This is a genomic window from Halobacteriovorax sp. HFRX-2_2 (genome assembly GCF_043196705.1).
GTDB lineage: Bacteria > Bdellovibrionota > Bacteriovoracia > Bacteriovoracales > Bacteriovoracaceae > Halobacteriovorax_A.
The window spans coordinates 185,879-205,855 of record NZ_JBEBMT010000001.1 but is presented as its reverse complement, the minus strand read 5'-3'; the positions used below and the strand labels follow the sequence as shown (position 1 = coordinate 205,855).

Genomic DNA, 19,977 nt, shown 5'->3' with positions numbered 1-19,977 from the left:
AGTCTATTGGCTAAAAACATCTGTGGCATTATTGCCATAGGATGTAAGACACGGTAAGTTATTTTGATTAAAAAATGACAGAGGGGACAGAGTATGTGGTATTTCACAGAAGAAGAAAAACAAATCCAAAAAATGTGTCGTGATTTTGCAAGACAAGAGCTTGCTCCTGTAGCGGAAAAGCATGATACAGAAGAAAGTTTCAACATGGATGCTTTCAAAAAAATGGGTGAAATTGGAGTTCTTGGAATTACTGCTGATCCTGAGTATGGTGGTGCTGGAATGGGTGCCCTTGCTGCAACAATCGTTATGGAAGAATTTGGAAAAGCATGTGCTTCTTCAACTCTTTCTTACCTTGCCCACTCTATCCTTTGTGTTAACAATATTGAAAATAACGCTTCTAAAGAACAAAAAGAAAAATACCTACCAAAACTAATTACTGGTGAGCATATCGGTTGTATGGGTATGTCTGAGCCAGAATACGGATCAGATGCAGTTGGTATTCAAACAAAAGCAGAGAAAAAAGACGACCACTACCTTCTAAATGGAACGAAGATGTGGATCACTAATGCACAATACGCAGATATCGCTTACGTCTATACTAGAACAGGAAAAGAGAGAAAGAACCTTTCAACTTTTATCCTTGAAAAAGACAAAGGTCACTTTGACTTTGGTAGCCCAATCCACAAGATGGGTATGCGTGCTTCACCAACTGGTGAGCTTATCTTTGACAACGCAAAAGTAGGTCTTGAGCAACTTGTTGGTAACGAAGGTGACTCAATTTACCATATGATGAAAAACCTTGAGATCGAAAGAATCACAATTGCTGGTATCTCTCTAGGTATCGCGCAAGCTTGTGTTGATCAATGTATTAAGTATGCAAATGAAAGATCACAATTTGGAAAAACAATTGGTGAGTACCAAATGATCCAAAAGATGATCGCTGAAATGGCAACTGAAACAGAAATGATGAGAAACTTCCTTTACAACGTAGCTTACCGTTACGACCAAGGAGAGAAAGGGCCAGTTGTTGCTGCTCAAGTTAAGCTTGCTATTCCAAAAATGGCAACGAAGATCGCTCTCGATGCTATCCAACTACATGGTGGATACGGTTACTCAAGAGAGTTCCCAGTTGAGCGTATGATGAGAGATAATAAACTTAATGAAATTGGTGCTGGAACTAATGAAGTTATGATTATGATTATTGCCAAAAATTTACTAAAGGCAGCTCAAGTCTAAATAGAAATTCAAATTAAGAAATAAAAAAGCAGCTCCTAGAGCTGCTTTTTTTTTATTATGCTACTTTTAAATCTGGTCTCGTTTCGACAGAGCCGTATAAATCCTGGGCCCAGTTATGGACAAGGTTTTCGATCTCAGTCTTCTCATCTTTTTCTTTCGTGATACGAGTACGTACGAACTTAACAAACTCACGCCAGCTATCATCTTTACCAGCAATGATTTTACTCTTTCTCATCTCATCACGCTCAACAGAATCGAACTCAATTTGCATAAGATCACGGGCCTTAGTTCCATCTGGTGCAAAAAGGTCTAAGTAATACATTCTCTCAGACTCTTCCATAGCAAAAAGTAATGAAACTTTCTTTCCAAGGTCGTAATTAGCAAGCGCTTCTTTTAAGAACTTAGAAGGTAGCTCACTTACAAGCTCAGAAGGGAAATTCTTCTGGCTCAGCTCTGTAAACTCTTCAACATTAATATTCTGCTTAAGCGTATTGAAAATACTCTTTTCCACCGCCGCAGAAACATTTGGAAGAATATCGAATAATTTCTCAACGAATGGAAGTTTGGACTTCGATTCAACATATTGAGAAAGGACTTCTTTAATACGTGCTTGGTTATCTCTAACCTCTTGCTCTTTAATGATAACTGAAGACATTAGAATTTGATCAACAGTTTCCGTGTCACAACTTGAAAGAACTTCAGCTACAAAGCTTTCACTTAGAGCATTTAGAACAAGTGAAACAATGTACGGATCTTTTTCATAGATCTGATTAATCATTTCAGCATTAAGCTTAAGAAGTAAATCGTAAGTATTAGGGTCTTCAATGACAGAAGGAAGAATAACACTTTGTACGATTTGATTACTAATATAGTCATTTGCTAAAGATAGCTCACTTGCATTAAGCGGTTTATTAAGGAGATCTCTCCACTTCGCCTTTTCTGGCTCACTTAGCATCTTAAATACATCTGTTAATGCACTATTATCAATTTGTTGAACAAGTGCTCTAAGGGCCGCATGTCCACTCTTTGTATCTTGTGCAATCCATTTCTTAACCAGAAGAATTGCTTCTTGAGGAGTGTTATCTGCAAAAACCTTAAATCTTTCAATACCATTAAGAGAGTGTACGCCACCAAGGCCATCTCCACCGCCACCACCAGCGGCCAACATCTCTCCAGCTCCCCCATCATCGTCTGATTCAGAACTATCACTTTGCATTGTAAAATTACCACCTGCTTGAGCAGCACTATTAAGTTCAAAAAACTTAGAAATAAGACGATTTCCAACAAATCCAATCAGTAGAACACCAAGAACGATTGCAATAATATTTGAAACGCTACTTAATGCCTTTAGGAAATCACTTTTAGAAATCACATCTTCTTTTTGAGGTACATTAATCGTATAAGAAAATTTAAAGTTAGGAGTAATATCATTTACACCAAGCTTGATTGACTTAATCAGTCCTTCAATTCTAACTCTTTCATCCTTAGCAATATCGTTAGGAAGACGAACAGAAATATTAATTTCAGAGATATTTTTGAAAATATCAATAGAAGTATTATACTTCCACATCTGTTCAATCATACTAGGCTTGGCCTTAGATGCATCTCTTAGTTTTTTAATTTGATCAACTAGCTTCTCTTTTTCCTTAGAGAAGTCTTCTTTCATTTTATTAATCTTATCTTTAGAGTTATCCCCCATTGTCAGTAAGATCTTACCAGAAGGAGAAAAGTCATTAAAATCATCGATAAGTGGAGCTTCCATACCTAAACGAGAGAAAACAATACTCTCACCGTAGTCAGTTTCTGGAACATCATTAGTAAATTTAATTTCAGCGTCAGATTTTGTTTTACCATCTTCAGCTGCATTAGCTTGATCAGAATCGTCTGCAAGATCTAATTCCTTACCACCTTTTCCATTAACACCTCCGGCACCACCTTGAGGCGAAGGATTCAATGGAATACTGAAGTTAGGAGTTTCAGGAGTATTCGTTACGATTTCAACATCAACAAAGAAATGCTCATGGCCAAGAATAACTTCCGTCCCTCTTTGTAACTTATCATGAACTTTCATTTCTAGTTCATTCTTTTGCCACTCAAGACTTGGCAGGACATTCATCTTTGGATTTGAAATGGCCGCAGAAGAAAGTAGTAGTAATGAGATAAACGCCAACTTCTTCATTATTTACCTCCTTCATTCTTAGAAACATTAAATTTCTTCTCTAAGTAAATCTTCATTTTATAAGCTTCTCTATTTTTAGGATTAATCCCAAATGCCTTACGATAAAAAGCAAGAGAGTTTTTAAAATCTTTCTTTAAGTATGAAATTGAACCTTTCATTTCATGGATAATTGAGAAATGAGGAAATTTTGCTTCTAGCTTTTCTAGTTTAGCGAAAGCAAGATCAAAGTTCTTCCCTCTCATTAGTCTTAGAACATCGAATAGATCACCTACAAGGAAATCAAAGTCCTGTGCTAATTCAATATCTTTTTCAACTTTTAAGTTCGCGCTAATATCAATATCTGATTTTGCTAGCATTGGAACAGATAAACTATATGGCTCAAAACCAGGCTTAAAGACTTCAATTTGAACTGGCCCATTTGCACCGTAATTGGTCTGCATTGTTTCGACATCAGTTTCATACGGAGTCTTTCCAAGAGAAACTCTTTTACCATTTTTATCAATAACGTATACGTCACAATCACTAGGATCGGACTTAACATTAAACTTAGCAGCAAATACAGATGTAGATAGTAATAATAGTAATAAGTACTTCATTAAAAAATTATTTATAGATATTGGCTAATACCTACAAATACCCCCATTTTAATTCCAGTTGTTTTAATTCCTGTTGCACGACTAACTGCCGCTTCAGCTTTAATTGTTCTATTTTTACCCCAACGCCAACCAGCGCCTAGGTTTACCCCTAAATCAAAGAAAATATCTGAGTATTTAGCAGAATCAGTATTATAAATAACGTAACCAGGGCCTACAAAAGCACCCCAGTAATACTTACTTGTTGGTGTGATCGTTAGATTTTGGCCATTACTTGTGTATGTGTACTTCGTACCAATATCGCCAAAGTACCAATTCATTCCAACAACAGTTGAGTAAACACCCGTCCCCTCTGCTGACATCATTGGAAGAACACCACTAATATAGTAACTTTTCTTTAACTCTGATTTGAATTCCCAATTTACCTGAATTGAAATTGCAGATACCGCAGCAGCTGCTGCATCGGCAGTCTCATCACCTGTTGAAGTACCATCAGTATTTTGAAGAGTACTTTCATTAGGAGTTACAGAGTAATTCATCATCCCTAGTGAGATACTAGCAGAGTTATAAAATGTTTCGTTTGCAAAGAGACTTGAACTTAGTAGCCCAAGAATCAATAGCTTTTTAAAGGCCACCTACAGTCCCTTTTGAAACATGCCATCGAACGCCGTCGATATCATTTACATTCAAAGTTATTTTTAGTTTTGACTGATGATCTGCTCTAAAGTTCTTAACATAGAGAGAAGTATAAAGATCTGGTAAGCGTGACTCCATCACCTTACAAATATCATTCAGACGCATCTTTCTTCCATGCCAACTAATATTTGACTGAAAGTCACCATCCGAGAAGTTAAAGCTAGAGAAAACACCAGTAATTTGTAACCCGTTTTTCCCTCTAGAGAACTCAACTGCACAATGAGACTCTTCTGTCTTCATATTTAAAACACCGTATAGTAGCTCAACAAAGTCTCTTAGTAGCATCTTTGCTTCATTATTATTTGAGTAAAGAATGCAATCATCAGCATATTGAAAATCTGATAATGTCAGATTGTTATTAATCCAGCTAAGTCTCTTACCAAACACTTCATCTTCAATCAGATTATATGCATCTAGCTTTTTTGACTCCATCAGTGCCGTTCTCTTTTGAGAGACCTTATTCATAACATCAACAGGAATTTTGTAAATCCAACCATAGCGGTAACCTGTCGACTCATCCATCGATGTGTGAATGATATAGTCATTTAGAATATCGTTACAATTCTTGAAAAGATTACTTGTATCAGCAAGTCCCTTCTCTTTACGAAATGTTTTCTTAAAGAAAGCATCCCAATTTCCACCTTTAAGGTTTACATTATTAAACATTTTTCTGAATTCAGAATTAACTTTGATTACTTGGTCGTTTTCATCGATCACAACTAGAGCAATACCTGGAAGGTTCTTAAAGACCTTAGTCTTTTTAACTGTTTTATCTAATTCAACCTTTTGGTTTGTGTTATCTGCCACATCAAAGAACTTCATTTAATACCTCACGATTTCTAAACTGTAGAAAATCTTTTTCATCAATATTTTTATATTTAACTTTTAAAACTAAATTCGTTTTCTTAGCGCTACGAGTGAGCCTAATTGCAACAAGATTCTTAAGTCCACGTCTACCAAAGATATCACTTTGCATATTACTTACCGACGTTCTGATATTTCCAATGTCACAAAGCTGAATCGTCATAAAACTAGGTGTTACATAGAGCTTCACCCCAGTAATATCCCCTACAACTCTCTTTAAAAGCTTCATTTCATCAATTAATAACTTTTGAACAAGATATGCATTGATTAACTCTTTCTCTAAACAATTTTGTAAGATCTTAATCTCAACATTCTTGATTTTTAGGGCCTTTAAGCATTGATCCTTAAAAGACTTACTAAAAATTGAAAAATCTTTAACCTGTTGCCTTTGATTATCACCAAAATAAATTAGTGTTTCCTCTTGAATAGGCTTTACCTCAGGTACCGAAGAAGAAAATAGGCTTTCAATTTTGTCCTTAAAATCCATAGTAATTATTCCTAATTATAAACTAGCCTTACGCCAAAGATCTGGTGAGAAGTATCAAAAGCTGACGTTGCCGCTGAAGCGAGATTTACAACTTCAACATATCCACCAAGACCAAAATTTTTATATAAATTCACTGAGAAATCTAACACGTACTTATCACCATCTAATGGCGTTGAATCCCCTGTCGTACTTAAGTCAGAAGAACCAATAAGAGCCTTCTTATAGAAGCCTTCAATAACAGTCTTCTTTGCAAAATGCTCACTGATATACTTAAAACCAAAACCAAACCAAAAGATATTATTAGAGAATCCGGTGATTCCCGTCCCTCTATCTTTAATATTGGCAAAGCTTATGCTTTCATATTCAGCATCAACTGAAGCAAAAAATGAATCACCGATTAGAAGCTTATTATAAGCACCGTAAGCAGACATACGAGGAGAGATTCCATAAGGATTTTCACTAAGAATATTTGAAAATGAACCACCAACAGAGAAGTACTCTTGCCACTCCTCTACCTTGTAATTACTTAGATACGTAATATTCACACTTGTAAGATTGGTTCTTGTATCAACGACTTCACTTGTATTAAGTGTATTTGAAGCTAATGTTGTCTCTTTTAAGTAACCAATTGCATAGAAGCTATCTGGAATTAGCGTAAGTGTTGATGCCTCAACCTTTTCAGGCTTAGCATTCATTCTGAGGTCTAGATCAGGAGATTTGAAGTTACTAATTTTAACTTTCTCTTCTTTCTTTTTGGCCTTCTTCTTTTCTTTTTTCTTTTTATTAATCTTTTTGATATCTCCAGCAACGATAATCTCCTCGACAACAGGAGACTCATCAACAGAAAAAATGCTTACAGCATTCGTATCATTAACTCGTGGAGAATTGAGAGAATTGATTGCTGAAACAATCTCATTCTTTAACTTCTTCTTTGCTTTCTTTTTCTTAGGATCTTCCTTAGATGGCTTCAGGCTTGATGAACCGTCACCATAGAATAGTTCATAAAGTAGCTTTCTTACTTCTAAATGGAATCTCTTCCTAGGAACATTATCTTTAAAAACTTGTGTTACCGTCTTTCCATTTTGAACATCCAAAATTTTAAAGTCCAGAACATATGAATTATTACGGTTTTTCTTAGTCGAAAGATCAAGTGCGAAAGTATTTTGATAAATTGCTGCTGCACTATCTCCCATTAAAATTTCAAATGAAGAAGTTCCAAGCACAATTTCCATTGCTGACTTACGAATTAAGGCAAGATCTCGCCTATCAATTCCCTTTGCCTGCGTCACTTTAATCATCATATAAGGAGTAATCTCCTCTTCCTGAGCAGCGTCCTTACCTTCAACTTGAACGGCCTTAGCGTCCTGTGCAATTGAAGAAAATGAGAGAAAAAATGTAAGAATATAAATGTAAAACGTATTCATCACATAAATATTCTAAGTTAATTAAATACTAAATAATACAGGGCAAAATTCTCTTAAAACACCTGAATTTATTGAGAATTTCATAAAGATTTTGTTAAGATTTAAACAAAAATTAAGTTTGCATTACCTAACTATATATTAGTTGGTAATACAAACTTAATATTATTAGAAATCATCTTGTGAAACACGACATCTAGCTGCACCACTAAAGTCGTCGTAAGCATAAATAATTGTATCGAGTGGGAAGTCTTCCCCTCCAACAATTTTCGATAAGGTATTACAAGTACAATTATCACAGCTCTTAATAAACATAATGCTATCATCTTCATTGTGCATATTTGTTAAATCACAACTAAAGCCAGGAAATAATGGTGCAATATCCTCAGGAGCATCGGCCAACCAGTGTGGGAATGCAAAGAATGGATAATCACTATTTGTGTCGTCTGCATTAATTAAGTAGTAATCGTTTAAGTTAATAAGCTCTTTAGCTCTACTTCTGTTAGCACCACTTTTTCTAATTGTACGAGTTGCACCCTCACAATTTTCAATCGCTTCAGACTTTGTAATGAAAGTTGGCGAGCCAGATCCTTCAGGTAGAGCAAATTTATCGATAATAAACCCTCGCGAGTAATCGTAAATTGCAGTCTCATCAGGAACGACTACTTCTTTCGTCGAGAAACCATTAGGCATCGAAATATACTGCTTACCAGATGAAGTTTCTCTAACTGCAACAACTCTTAAGTAATAGAATCGATTCTGTAGAAGTCCAGTAATCTCAACATTCGGAGTCATTCCCGCTGTTTCAACAAAAGTTAAACCAGTTGAGTTGTAAAGGTCACTTAAACTACTTTCAAACTCACTATAGTAAACACGATAAGAAATGATTGGACCCCAGTCATTATTGATTGGTGCAAAGTCAACCCATTCTAAATAAACTCTTCCCGTATCATCTGTTTCAACATTAAAAATTTCATTTGTCATTGCATTTGAACGATTCGGTTCAATAAATCCTTTGACATAAATTGGCAGTGTTGAAACTGATGCCCTCTTACTATCGTAGTATTTTAAAATGGCGTAGTTTTCACTTTCATCTACGTACTGCCCAAGGTATGTATCATCAAAAGTGAATGTCACTCTCATTGTACAAGTACTCGTTGTATTTGCGTTAAATCCCCATTCCTCTTCAGGAAGGGCACCACCTTCATCATCACCAAAGAAACAAGGTCGATTTAATTCAACCTGAATAAATCCTTGATTGTAAATTGTATGAAAGTCCCCTGCTGGAATCGTTGCACTTTGATTACCTACGAATTCCCTATACTCTTTTAGAAAACTTGCTTTCTCATCACTTGGATTATTTAAATTAATATTCTTAATCAAAGATCCACTTGGATAAGCTGAAAGAATCGGGTGAGCTGGATTCGTGTAAGTTCCAATATCAATAAAGTATGCATTTGGGATAGTTCCACCTGAACCATCACTAATATTATTTGTGATTAAATTCCCGGCAGCTACTTTGGCCGGATCGACTGCTGTAAATTGAATTCTAAATGATTCTGCATAATACTGATCTGTACCAATATCATAAGAAACAATACCATAGCGAGTTGTTATCGGTAATTCCGCGATACTGGCCTTATGTTTTACATCAGCAAAACAAGAAGCGCCGGGAGCTAAGGTTGCTCCACAATTAACAGACTCAAGAGAGTATCCCACACCGGCCCCATTATTATCGTGGATGGCACCTAGAAGTGATGTCTTTAAGTTAAATTTCACATTATTTACAGTAGTCGTTCCTTCATTTGTAAAAACAAGGCGAGTTTTTGCATAAACATTTGAACCTCTAACGGCTTCAACACCAACAGTTGTTGCAGCATCATAACCATTCATCACAAGGTTGTGATTCGTTTGTGCTGGGTCTAGTGTTTCAGTATGAGAAGAAGTTAACTCATCGTATTCAACTGTATACTTTTGAGACTTCAATGAAAGTCTACCTGTATTTGCTGGAACAGCTTCAGCAACCACTAGAATACGTAGTGATTTAATGTTGTCCGTGTAAGCATAAGTATCGCGATCAACTAGAGTTTGAGAACCATCTCTATATTGAACTTCTAATTCAGTCTGAAATGTTCCTTGTGTTGCAGGTGCAAAACTTAATTCAATATTTGCCAGAGATGCTTGCCCAACAGTTCCAGGCATTGTTGTAACAGCAAATTCACTATCACCATTTAACATTTGAACCAACGAAGAAGCTTGTCTTTCTCCAGCATTATAAAGCTGAAATGGAAGAGCTACAGTCTCTCCTGCATAGAAAGTTCCTGCATAATAAACATAATCATAAGTTGTATCACGATATGGAGCAATTCTATTGATAGACTTTGTCGGAGCATAGGAGATTGGCTCAGCTGCCGTTCCCTTTGCAAGATCACGATACATTGCAGGGATAGTATAACTTCCAAAGCTTTGTCCCCATTCTCCTGCTTGTGGTGAATGAGAAGGAATATTAACTTGTTGACGCCATAGAATTGCACTAATCATTGGCTGGGCGCCTTCTGGGACAAGTGCAGCTGATCTTCTAGAATTGATAGCAATCGGATAAGCTTGAGTTGTATAAAATCCACCATGGCCATCTAAGTCAGGAGTGTATCCAGTTGCAGCGTCAGCAATACCATCTCCATCAAAATAGTCAAAAATGAAGAAGTCTTGAATCATCATCCCACTAGTATATTCTCTAAGCGCATGCGAACCATTTAGAGGTGCAGAAAAATGACGTTGCCATCTACGATCATTTGTATTGTAGTAACTATCTTCTCGTTTATCATTTGATAACTTTTCCAATTCAATTGTTAGGCTACAAACTTCTCCAGGAGAAAGAAGTGAAGGAGCATTTGTACCAGCAGGAGTTGAAGCCGGTCCCGTCATTCCACCAAAGTCCATAAAGTCATAACAGTCTTTATCAACACCTGCGACAAGTGCTGAACTTGGGTTATCAACAATTTCACCACCAAATAATGGCATTCCTGGACTAGGTGCAAAAAACGGAACACCTGGATAAAAACCTGGTGCACTAAAATCAATATATGTGATACCACCAGTACCAACATTTTCTAATTTTAAATGGAAATAACGTGTTTCATTGGCCGTAACAGGTGCGAAAGTAATCCCTTCGGTCATTGTAAAATCAGAGAAAGCTAGGAAACCTTTTCTAACAAGAAGGCCGCGCATCTTCATTTCTATTTCACGATCAGTACGAGGAGACATATCATCATTATAAGTTGTCCCATCTTTGTATTTGATTCTGAAAATTTTATAACGTTCTGGATATGCATTAAGTACATCATACATTGCTGAGTTTTCTTCATTCTCTGCCGCTGTACTATCTGGATTTGTTGATACAATTGGGTTTAGATCAAATAAGATATCACATTGCCCATTATATGGATTCAGGAATCCACATCCTGAATTTTTAACATTTTGGTAGTAGTTATTAATATTATAACTTGTTTCAGTAATAACATTTGCAGTAGGTTGTGCACCATCTGTAACACTTACAACTTCTCCAAAAGTTGAACCACTATTATTAACTCTGATTCTAAGTCTTTCTTTGTAGTTTGAGTTTGCAATAAGAGAGATACGTCCTAAGTCATAGTCAAATAAATCATTATCAGCAGTATCTAAATTATTATATACTCCATTTTTATATTCAATTACATCAAAGCTTAGTTTTGCAGCGGCCAAGTAATTAGCATCTTCAACAACGTAATTATTCTCATCTGAGTCTAGGTCATTTTTAATAACGACATTATCTTTCCAAGTCGAATCATAACGAACATTAAAACGATAATTATTAAAATTTCCATCAGCTTCAAACTGAACACTAGGATGAAAAGTAACGTTAAAGAAACAAGAACCACCTGGATCAGCAATCGTTCTACCAGCAACTTGTTTTAATGCTGTATTTGTAATTCTTCCATCTTCACCACGAACATAGTTAAAATCATTTACATCAATAAAACACTTACTAGTATCAAAGAATTTAAAAGGAATTGTTGTCAGCGGTAGATCACTTGCACTACTTGTTAAATCACCTGCAGGATCTCGACAGACAAGATTATCACCACCAGTACTATCATCTCTTAAACAACGTGCAACAAGTGTATTTGAAGCATTTCTTACGTCAACACTTAGAACAATCGATTCTTTATATCCCTTATTTGAAACTTTTAATGTTTGCGTATCGATATTCCCAACAACGAGATCATCGAAACTTAAGTTGGGAAGACCACCGATTTGGATATCACCTTCGATTCGAATTGACTTGGCATCAAAGTAAACGTTAAGAGCATTAATACCACCCTCAGGATCACGGCCATAGTCAAATCTTATATTTGAGTTGTAATCAACATCAACATTTCCATCTGGTGCACCAACACCATAGTTCTTTGCCTCAAATTCAACAACAAGTTCACAAGTTTCATTTTGTAAGAGTACAGTTCCACATGTATTTGAAACGATGCTGATCGCATTTGACGTCGTGTTATCTAGCTTTGTCATTGTAATATTGCGGGCCCTTAACTCACCCGTATTAACAACAACAAGTCTTTGAAAAAATACTTTTGGTTCTGTTCTTTCAACAACACCGAATGAATAATTAATCGTCTCCTCTTCAAATACTAATGATGCAGGAGTACCTGTTAAGAATTTTAGCTGTGTTGATTGAGAGAAATTATCAATAAGGGTCTTATAATTAAATTGAAGATCTTGCGTGTGGATTCCTGAAGTACGTGCTTCATATCTCAACTTATAATAACAAGTTGCTTTAGAGGCAATAATAAGGCCACAATCTCCACCAAAACCAGGGCTTTCTGATTCCCCTGCTTCATCAGGAAAGAATTTAACACCTGCAGATGAAGCTTGATCAATAAGTAATTGAGCATCACTTAGGTTATATCCAGTATTATTCTTAACTCTAATAAGAATTTCGTCACCAAGACCGCCTAGAAGGAATTCACCACGATCGAGATTTCCAACGACTGAAAATTCTACCGTGCCATCGACTCCATCATTTAAGATTTCAGCAGTCTCCTCCGCCTTCTCGACAGGGGTACACGAGATTATTGTAAAAAAGAATAAGATCAACCAAACGTACTTCTTCATTTATTCTACCTTATTTTATTGATAAGACTCATCTTCGATGCGTACTACACATCTAACTGCTGAATACTCAGTTCTCATCTGTTCGTAATCGTTTCTAGCATTAAACTTTGCTGAGTAACGTCCACTACTCTTTGTATTCGATTCTCCAAAATTCAGCATATAGATAGGAGTGTCTCGAGAAAGACTCCATCTTACATAGTCAACCGCCGTTCCATCATTATCAAGAGAAGACTTTAACGCTCCACCGTTAGTACTTGAATATGTGGCATATGTATCAGTTGCCGGATCAACTGATTCAATAAAGTCATAGAAATACTCTCTACTTGCAGGAGAAATATATGCATTACGACTGATTCTAGTTTCAGACATCCCATCTGAGAAAATTTGACTATCACCAACAGGGAAATTTGGAATATCCATTGTCGATGGATCAAGACTAAAGTCCGTTACAAAAGTATCAAGAGAAATCGACATATTATCTAAACTCTCTGAACACAGACTTCCCTGACACTCTAGTGGTAAGCCTAGGATAGGGTTAAAGTAGCGACCACGACGTGGATCTGTTGAGATATCCTGTGCACGATCAATAACGTCCTGGTCCCACTTAAGGGCCATCGTATCGTTAATTGATAGCTTCGGTGCAAAGTTATCTTGCCCAAAGTCTAAGAAGAAACCATCACCATTTCTTAAGTAACTAACACTTCCTGGGTCAATTGAATTTACAGACTCAGCAACACCTGTATTCACATTTCCGAAGATATCAAAGATAGGTGTAAAGGCACCATTTACAAGGTAATTACCACCTCTTGCACCACCTGGTTCAACAAATGAACAACGGCCAGTATCTGTATCAGACATAACCCAAGAAATTAATGTATTAATATAGTAAGCACCATTTGGAGCCTCAACTGAGTTTGAAGCAAGACCTGCTCCAAGCATTAGCTTTTCACTATCAAAACCACAAAAGATTTGTTCTGATGAAATTTCGGCCTTATTTCCAATAATATCTTGGACACCAAAGCGAGATGTACAAGCTTGAGTCGTAAATTGCGTCCCACCGTTATCATAGAAGCTTGAACCAGTAATGAATGGTACACGACGTGGCGTCGTTACAGTCCCTTCATAATTAACTGGCATATTAATCATTAAACGATCTCCTGATCTTTGCTGATTAGTAGCCGCTCCACTAATAACGTCTCTATCATAGACGTTACATGAATTATCAAAATTCACACCACTTGTTACAGGAGCATCATTTCTTGTTCCTGTCTCAACTTCTGCAACGGCCGCTTCATCAAAGTCTTTAGGATAACGACTTGCCGTAATCCCTTCCCCGCGACGCATAAGTCTCTTTTCTCTTACAGGCCCAATTTGCTTAAATTCATTTGCATCGTCATCATATGTTCCAATCTTTACTTCATATGAATTACAAACACGATTGGCCTGAGTTTGGCTAAGCCCCGTAAGAGGAGGAAGCTTTGAATCATTCGAAGAGAAAACACGTGATAATTTTGTATTTCCACGGTAGCGTGGTGATGCATCAACATTAGTATAAGCAGGACTAGGAGTTGCATTAATCCCAGAATCAAATAGCTTATTATTAGTAAGGATATCATTCATCGACATATCTAGAATGTCGACGTCATCTACTCCATGAGAAAGTGTTGAAAGATTATTAACAGCGATCCATCTTGGCTTTAGCTTATCACCGTCAGTTGAATCCGAAACAGGAATATTAATCATACAACGAGATGGCCCAAGATAGTTTTTATTTCTTAGGTTATTACCATCAGCAAGGGCAGCACCACCGGCTCCTCTATAGTAACCATGACTAATACGGTCTTCATAACTCTTAACTGCATTTCTTGAATAGTAAACTGCCGCAAATTCACTTTGCACATTATAAGAAGCATAACTTCCATTTCCAGCATACGGGTTAAAGAAATTTGTCGCAATATTGGCCGGATCAGTACAATCAGTAAAGTCACCACTAAGTCCAGGAGAGATGAAGTTTCTACGGTCAGCAGTATCAGGATCGCCACATGCAGTGCTTGTAATTGCAATTGAAGCAGAATCTTCACCAAAACAATCACCGACACGAAGTTGGCTACGATCAGTATAAGACTCTCCAGTATTAGGGTGATTAGCACCAGAAGTGTACCCCGGAGGGTTTCCATTAAAGCACCCCTTAAATCCAGAGCCTAGATCATTAGAACCTGTAAAATTAGGAATTGTTCCGGAGTAATTACTTCTTTCATAAGCGTAATCCCCTCTTGTGAAATTACAACCTAATTCAAAACGGTCAATTAGCATACTTGGGCCAAAGTCATAAACTGTTGAGCCTTTAATCCATGGAGATGTTAGACCTCTGGCCCCAACTCCATTCCAAGAACAAGTATATTTCTGACTAATATCTTTTGAGTGAACTTTTCCAAGTTCACGACATTGTTGGCGATTGGCCATTAGCCTATGAACAAGGGCCATATTTTCAGGAGGAAGAACAACCTTAATAATATGCTGAGGATTAGTTGTTTCTCTTTCATACTCGAGCTCAACTCCTCTAAAAACAGGAACTACTTTATAGTAGTAAACACGAGCGTGATTAAAGTCATCTCCGGCCTGAATATGCTTTACCGAGTAGTCAGTAAACATAACGGCACGATATGTTTCAAGAACTTCATTAGTACGACTTCTTTCCGTATAATCAGCTGGGTGGATTAAACCTTTATTCGTCAGAGTTTGGTAATCGAAGTCACCACTTGTAATATCTTTCCAAGTGATTTTATTATCATCAGAACGGTATACACGATATCCAATTTTATGATCTTTCTTCTGCATACCAGTCTCATAGGCATCAATGAAAGTTTGCATTGAAAGCGTTCCACTTGTAAAAGTCACATCTTTCCATGCAATACGAATAATACCAGAGTTTGAATATTGATGAAGAGAGTTAGTTGTTACTCCATCTTTAGACCCATAAACACCACTGAATTGTGTACTACCATTTGCAACACCAAATTGATCTTCAAAACCAGTTGTAGGTGAAAGTGTTGAAGGATCAACTTCAACTTCAATTGGTTGACCACTAGCATTTAATGTTTCTAAAATATAATCTTTATTACGATCAGGTCCCGTTGGCGTAACCATACCATTTGCTTTTGGACCAATAGCAAAAATATCAACCCATTCCTCAAATCTTGGCTTAGGTACTTCAATCTTACACTCACCTAGTCCAGTGTTGATATCTGCATAAATCGGAGATGGACCGTCAATATAAGGAAGAACACCAAATTGATAAATTTTTCCAGGAACAAGAGATGGAATTGTATACGTATAAGTTGTCGCAACAATATTATCAACTCGAGTGTAGGCTGGGTCATTTGCTAGGGCATCTGTATACTTAAATACTTTCCCATCTTTTTCCTTATAGAAAACAGCATACTTGTCATAAATACCACCAGTCGGAGCATCCCAACCAACAGTAATATAATCGGCACCCGTATTACATGCATTAATAACACCAGGAAATTGCTCTACTGTTGGAACCTTAACAATTGGTGTAATACATTTTACGATCGCATTTTCAACATCATTTAGAGAAAAGTTATTTCCAGAAACACTAGGAACGGCCGCAAAACAATACTCTTTATCAGCAACAGTATCCCCAGCTCCAAAGAAATTTCCTTGGATTCGCACACTTGTATACGAGCCAAATCCAGCATAATCTCCTGGATTATCATCTAGTCTGATAAGTCCATCACATGAAGCTTTCCCACTTGAATTTGCAACATTAAAGTTTAGAAGTGTCGGACTTGTATCACTTTCACCCTCATAGCAGTAAATATCAAATCCGTTTAAGAAACCAGTTTCAATAACGGGTGGATCAAAATTAATTGTAATTTGATTAAGGTTGTTAATATCTTGTGGACTCTGAATTCCTAAAATACCAGAAAATGCAGCTAGCTTTGGTATGGCACGATAGAAAACTGGCTTTCCAATAATTCTCTCACCATCACCACAAGTTAGAGTACGACAAGCAATTGCAAATGTTAGGTAGTAATCATATTCCTCTAAACTACCTACTCTTTTTGAAAACTCATCGGCATCAGCTGTGCGGTAATCACCAGCTAAGTTTAATGGGTCGATAATTGAAGCATCAATTTCTTCAGGAATTCTTGCTCTTACAAGATCAACATCTTCCTCTGCTTCACCGATTTTATAATTATAAATTCTATAATTTTCAAATGGCCCTACCGCAGGAGTCCAAGTTAAATCGATTGAAGTTAGACCTAAATTTTTGTCTGGAGTGGACGCTCTAAGAGAGAGAGTATCCCAATCAAAAAGTCCACCTGAACCTAAAGTCGTAACAGAAGCAATTTTATTATTTTCTTCAAAACGATAGCCTTGTGTATCTTGATAAACTCCATAACTCTTATGAATTGATCTAACTCTGAAATAATACTGCTTACCTGGCATTAATCCTGTAACTTGTCTTTCTCTTTCAGTTGTGCCACCAGTTGATGCCGTGATATCACCAGGCTTTAGATCTCTTTGAATTGCTGGGTGTGTATTATTGAATAAGTCAGAAATTGTTCCATCATCAGCAGCGATATAAGCAACTTCATATGCAATTGGATCATTTGGCATTGGATTATAAGTTGACCCTAAAGTCACTGCCGGAACCCATTTTACAAGGACAGTATTTTGTCCAGCAGCACCAACAAGTGGTTCGACACTTGATACCCCTGCGAAGTCGGCCGTGTAATTTGAAAATGTTCTGGCCGATAAAGTTGCATCATTCTCACTTTGACTACCAGTACTACCGTCACGTACACCAACAGAGAATGTATATTCAGTATTTACATTTAAATTACGTACCGTAAAACGATACATCCCTTCGTCATTTACAGACAAAGAGTCCGCCTTAACTTCAATAGGAATTGTCGCGTCATTTACTTTAATAAGATATGTTAGCTCTGAAGCCGGCCCAGTAGCAGGAAAGAAGTAAACTTCAACCTTATTATTTGAAATTGGTATAACTTTAGAAATACCTGCAAATTGAAAAGTCTGCCTTCCACTCTCTGCATTTTTTGCATTTTCGAGATTAGCGTCTTCTACTTTTCCAACACAACTGGCAAGTAATAATAAACTAAGTACAATTGATAAAAATTTCATAAATTACTCAACCACCAGTGTTTGAATACTATTGTTAAATTCAGAGTATTTGTCTTCTTGGTACAGATAAGTAAGGGCACCAAAGTAATATGTTCCTGCAGGAATGAAAGGAATCGTAATTCCAAGTGCATTCTCTTCTGCCTCAAATCTTAAGTAGTCATTGTCGCCATTAACAGCATCACTGAAACTGAATGTTCCAGTAGTTGTCTTCATAAAGACAACATATCGGTCGTATACACCCTCTTCAGGTGGAGTCCATGAAATGGCCGCCGAATTATTTGAACTATCAAAGTACAGAGAGCTAATTCCAGTAAAGTCTTCATATGTAGGAGTCATAACTTGTGGAACAATACAACTCACAACTTCAGAGTCACGATTTGGCGTAACAACATCTCCAACGTAAACGAATGGTAAAAGAGCGAAGCAGTACTCTTCCGTCGAGTTAATATCGATCCCTCTAATTGAAACTTCCGTACCATTAGTAAAATCAAGAGTTGATGGATTTAATGACGTAGGGTTATTTCCATCTGGAAAGTTAATGAATGTATCAATAAATGGTTCCCCCGAACTTCTTCCTTTGACCTCAATTAACATTCCATCGATAACACCACTTGCTAGATCAACTGGCTCATAGCTTAAGTAGATTTCATTAAGTGCCCAGTGATAGCGTGGATTATTAATTTCTGTAATCCCAGAAAAGCTTACAAGCGGTGGGCTTGTGCGATAAACATTTGGAGAATTATAAATAATAGACTTACCTGGTGAACATAGAGAGTCTAGACACATAATAAGATATACTTCATATGAAGTATAAGGCTCTAGCTCAACAAGTTTTGACTTGCTATCTTCATATGTAACTTGCTTACAAAAGTAGGCAGGATCAGTCGTTTCCTGGCCATTACAAATATCGTCGCGACTATTCTTGTAAGTCGACCACGCCTCACCTGTTCCATTTTCTTTATAGTAAATTCGATAATGATCAATGGCACCAATACCTGTTGCCCAACTTAAATCAAGAGAAGTTTTACCAGTACTATTACTTGGAGTCGTCACTTCAAAAGAGTCTAGGTCAACTTGAATATCACCGACACTATCACTTAGTGTCGTTGCACTTAAGTAGCTATTATTCTTCTCATAAAAGTAACTTGGATCAGAACTATACTTACTAAAACCGTGGTGAATACCTCTTACTCTTACATAGTAAGTTGTTCCAGGAAGAAGACCGTTAACTTGTTGAGAAATCTTCTTTCCATCAACATAGTTCACAATACGAGTTGGTGCTGTAAATGATGTATCATCAAAAGCAACTGGAGTTGCTGTATCAGAGTTAATTAAGACAACTTCATATTTTGAAACATCTGAGTCTTCAGGAATATAACCACCTGTACGCTCTGCTGCCGGCCACTCAATTAATAATGAGTTCTTAGAAGCTCCACCAGATAGATTTTTAATACTACCAATTCCAGTAAAGTTTGCTGTCTGATTCGAATACGTCGTCACAGATTTAAAGGCATCGTTTACAGACTGTTGCCCCTTATCGTCCTTTGCCTGAACGTTGAAAACATATTGTTCATTGATATTTAGGCCAGTTACTGTATAGCGAAGAAATCCACGATAATCAGGAACAAGAGTTCGCCCTGGAACAGTGATTGGAGCGATAGCACCATCGTAATTGATGATATATGTTACTTTTAACGGGTCTAGATTAGACGGCGGGAAGTAAATTTCAACCTTATCATGTGCTATTGGAAAAGCATCTTGAATCCCAGTGTAGTTAATGACAGTCTCCCCATCATTAATCCCCTTTGTTAATTCAGAATTTGCATCCTCTACCTTACCAACACAGCTAAAAAGTAAAAAACAACTTAAAATCATTAAAAATTTATTCATCTCAATACCAAACATTGTGAAATTATTGCACGTAACTCATAGCGTCACTTCGTTAATAATAGAATAAAAATATAACTATTTTAAGTTCTTAAAATTAAAGGAAAATTATTCCGAACAGTGATTATTGGTAAAATCATTAACTTTTCAATCTTGAGGACCGATGCCAACCATAGTTGCCTCTACATAGACGAGTAAAATGCTCTAAGTACTTTAATATACGATGGGAAAAAAGTGACCATATCGTAGAGAGTTAACCTAAGTAGTTAAAAATAGTAA

10 protein-coding genes are annotated in these 19,977 nt (G+C 36.7%); 1 reads left to right on the top strand and 9 read right to left on the bottom strand.

The window, feature by feature from the left end; genetic code table 11:
- Positions 1 to 93 precede the first annotated feature (93 nt).
- Positions 94 to 1,236, top strand: coding sequence for an acyl-CoA dehydrogenase family protein (locus tag ABMA79_RS00920; RefSeq protein WP_392857249.1), 1,143 nt, complete (start codon positions 94 to 96; stop codon positions 1,234 to 1,236).
- Positions 1,237 to 1,291: 55 nt separating this feature from the next.
- Here ABMA79_RS00920 and ABMA79_RS00915 read toward each other — a convergent pair whose 3' ends face one another.
- From ABMA79_RS00915 to ABMA79_RS00875, 9 genes are all read right to left on the bottom strand, one after another.
- Entirely contained in the window at positions 1,292 to 3,415 is a 2,124-nt protein-coding gene (locus ABMA79_RS00915; RefSeq protein WP_393089501.1) for a hypothetical protein, read from the bottom strand.
- Entirely contained in the window at positions 3,415 to 4,011 is a 597-nt protein-coding gene (locus tag ABMA79_RS00910) for a tetratricopeptide repeat protein (protein ID WP_392857253.1), read from the bottom strand. Before ABMA79_RS00910 ends, ABMA79_RS00915 begins: the two co-directional genes overlap by 1 nt.
- An 11-nt stretch (positions 4,012 to 4,022) precedes the next feature.
- Positions 4,023 to 4,643 (bottom strand): hypothetical protein, encoded by a 621-nt coding sequence (locus tag ABMA79_RS00905; protein ID WP_392857255.1) that lies wholly within the window; start codon positions 4,641 to 4,643, stop codon positions 4,023 to 4,025.
- Positions 4,633 to 5,526, bottom strand: coding sequence for a hypothetical protein (locus tag ABMA79_RS00900; RefSeq protein WP_393056565.1), 894 nt, complete (start codon positions 5,524 to 5,526; stop codon positions 4,633 to 4,635). Before ABMA79_RS00900 ends, ABMA79_RS00905 begins: the two co-directional genes overlap by 11 nt.
- On the bottom strand, positions 5,513 to 6,055 hold the full coding sequence (locus ABMA79_RS00895) for a hypothetical protein (RefSeq protein WP_393089498.1): 543 nt from the start codon (positions 6,053 to 6,055) through the stop codon (positions 5,513 to 5,515). Before ABMA79_RS00895 ends, ABMA79_RS00900 begins: the two co-directional genes overlap by 14 nt.
- Before the next feature lie 11 nt (positions 6,056 to 6,066).
- Positions 6,067 to 7,479: a hypothetical protein gene (locus tag ABMA79_RS00890; protein WP_393089496.1), complete on the bottom strand. Its 1,413-nt coding sequence runs from the start codon at positions 7,477 to 7,479 to the stop codon at positions 6,067 to 6,069.
- Between the two features lie 165 nt (positions 7,480 to 7,644).
- Complete coding sequence (locus tag ABMA79_RS00885) at positions 7,645 to 12,636, bottom strand: fibronectin type III domain-containing protein (RefSeq protein WP_393089493.1); 4,992 nt, start codon at positions 12,634 to 12,636, stop codon at positions 7,645 to 7,647.
- A 15-nt stretch (positions 12,637 to 12,651) separates the two neighbouring features.
- Positions 12,652 to 17,811, bottom strand: coding sequence for a fibronectin type III domain-containing protein (locus ABMA79_RS00880; protein ID WP_393089490.1), 5,160 nt, complete (start codon positions 17,809 to 17,811; stop codon positions 12,652 to 12,654).
- Positions 17,812 to 17,814: 3 nt separating this feature from the next.
- Positions 17,815 to 19,701 carry a hypothetical protein gene (locus ABMA79_RS00875; protein WP_393089488.1) on the bottom strand — a complete coding sequence of 629 codons (1,887 nt, stop codon included), beginning with the start codon at positions 19,699 to 19,701 and terminating at the stop codon, positions 17,815 to 17,817.
- Positions 19,702 to 19,977 lie beyond the last annotated feature (276 nt).

Coding starts and splice junctions, on each gene's coding strand:
- ABMA79_RS00920 (WP_392857249.1), top strand. CDS start 94: ATGTGGTATTTCACAGAAGAAGAAAAACAAATCCAAAAAATGTGTCGT.
- ABMA79_RS00915 (WP_393089501.1), bottom strand. CDS start 3,415: ATGAAGAAGTTGGCGTTTATCTCATTACTACTACTTTCTTCTGCGGCC.
- ABMA79_RS00910 (WP_392857253.1), bottom strand. CDS start 4,011: ATGAAGTACTTATTACTATTATTACTATCTACATCTGTATTTGCTGCT.
- ABMA79_RS00900 (WP_393056565.1), bottom strand. CDS start 5,526: ATGAAGTTCTTTGATGTGGCAGATAACACAAACCAAAAGGTTGAATTA.
- ABMA79_RS00895 (WP_393089498.1), bottom strand. CDS start 6,055: ATGGATTTTAAGGACAAAATTGAAAGCCTATTTTCTTCTTCGGTACCT.
- ABMA79_RS00890 (WP_393089496.1), bottom strand. CDS start 7,479: ATGAATACGTTTTACATTTATATTCTTACATTTTTTCTCTCATTTTCT.
- ABMA79_RS00885 (WP_393089493.1), bottom strand. CDS start 12,636: ATGAAGAAGTACGTTTGGTTGATCTTATTCTTTTTTACAATAATCTCG.
- ABMA79_RS00880 (WP_393089490.1), bottom strand. CDS start 17,811: ATGAAATTTTTATCAATTGTACTTAGTTTATTATTACTTGCCAGTTGT.
- ABMA79_RS00875 (WP_393089488.1), bottom strand. CDS start 19,701: ATGAATAAATTTTTAATGATTTTAAGTTGTTTTTTACTTTTTAGCTGT.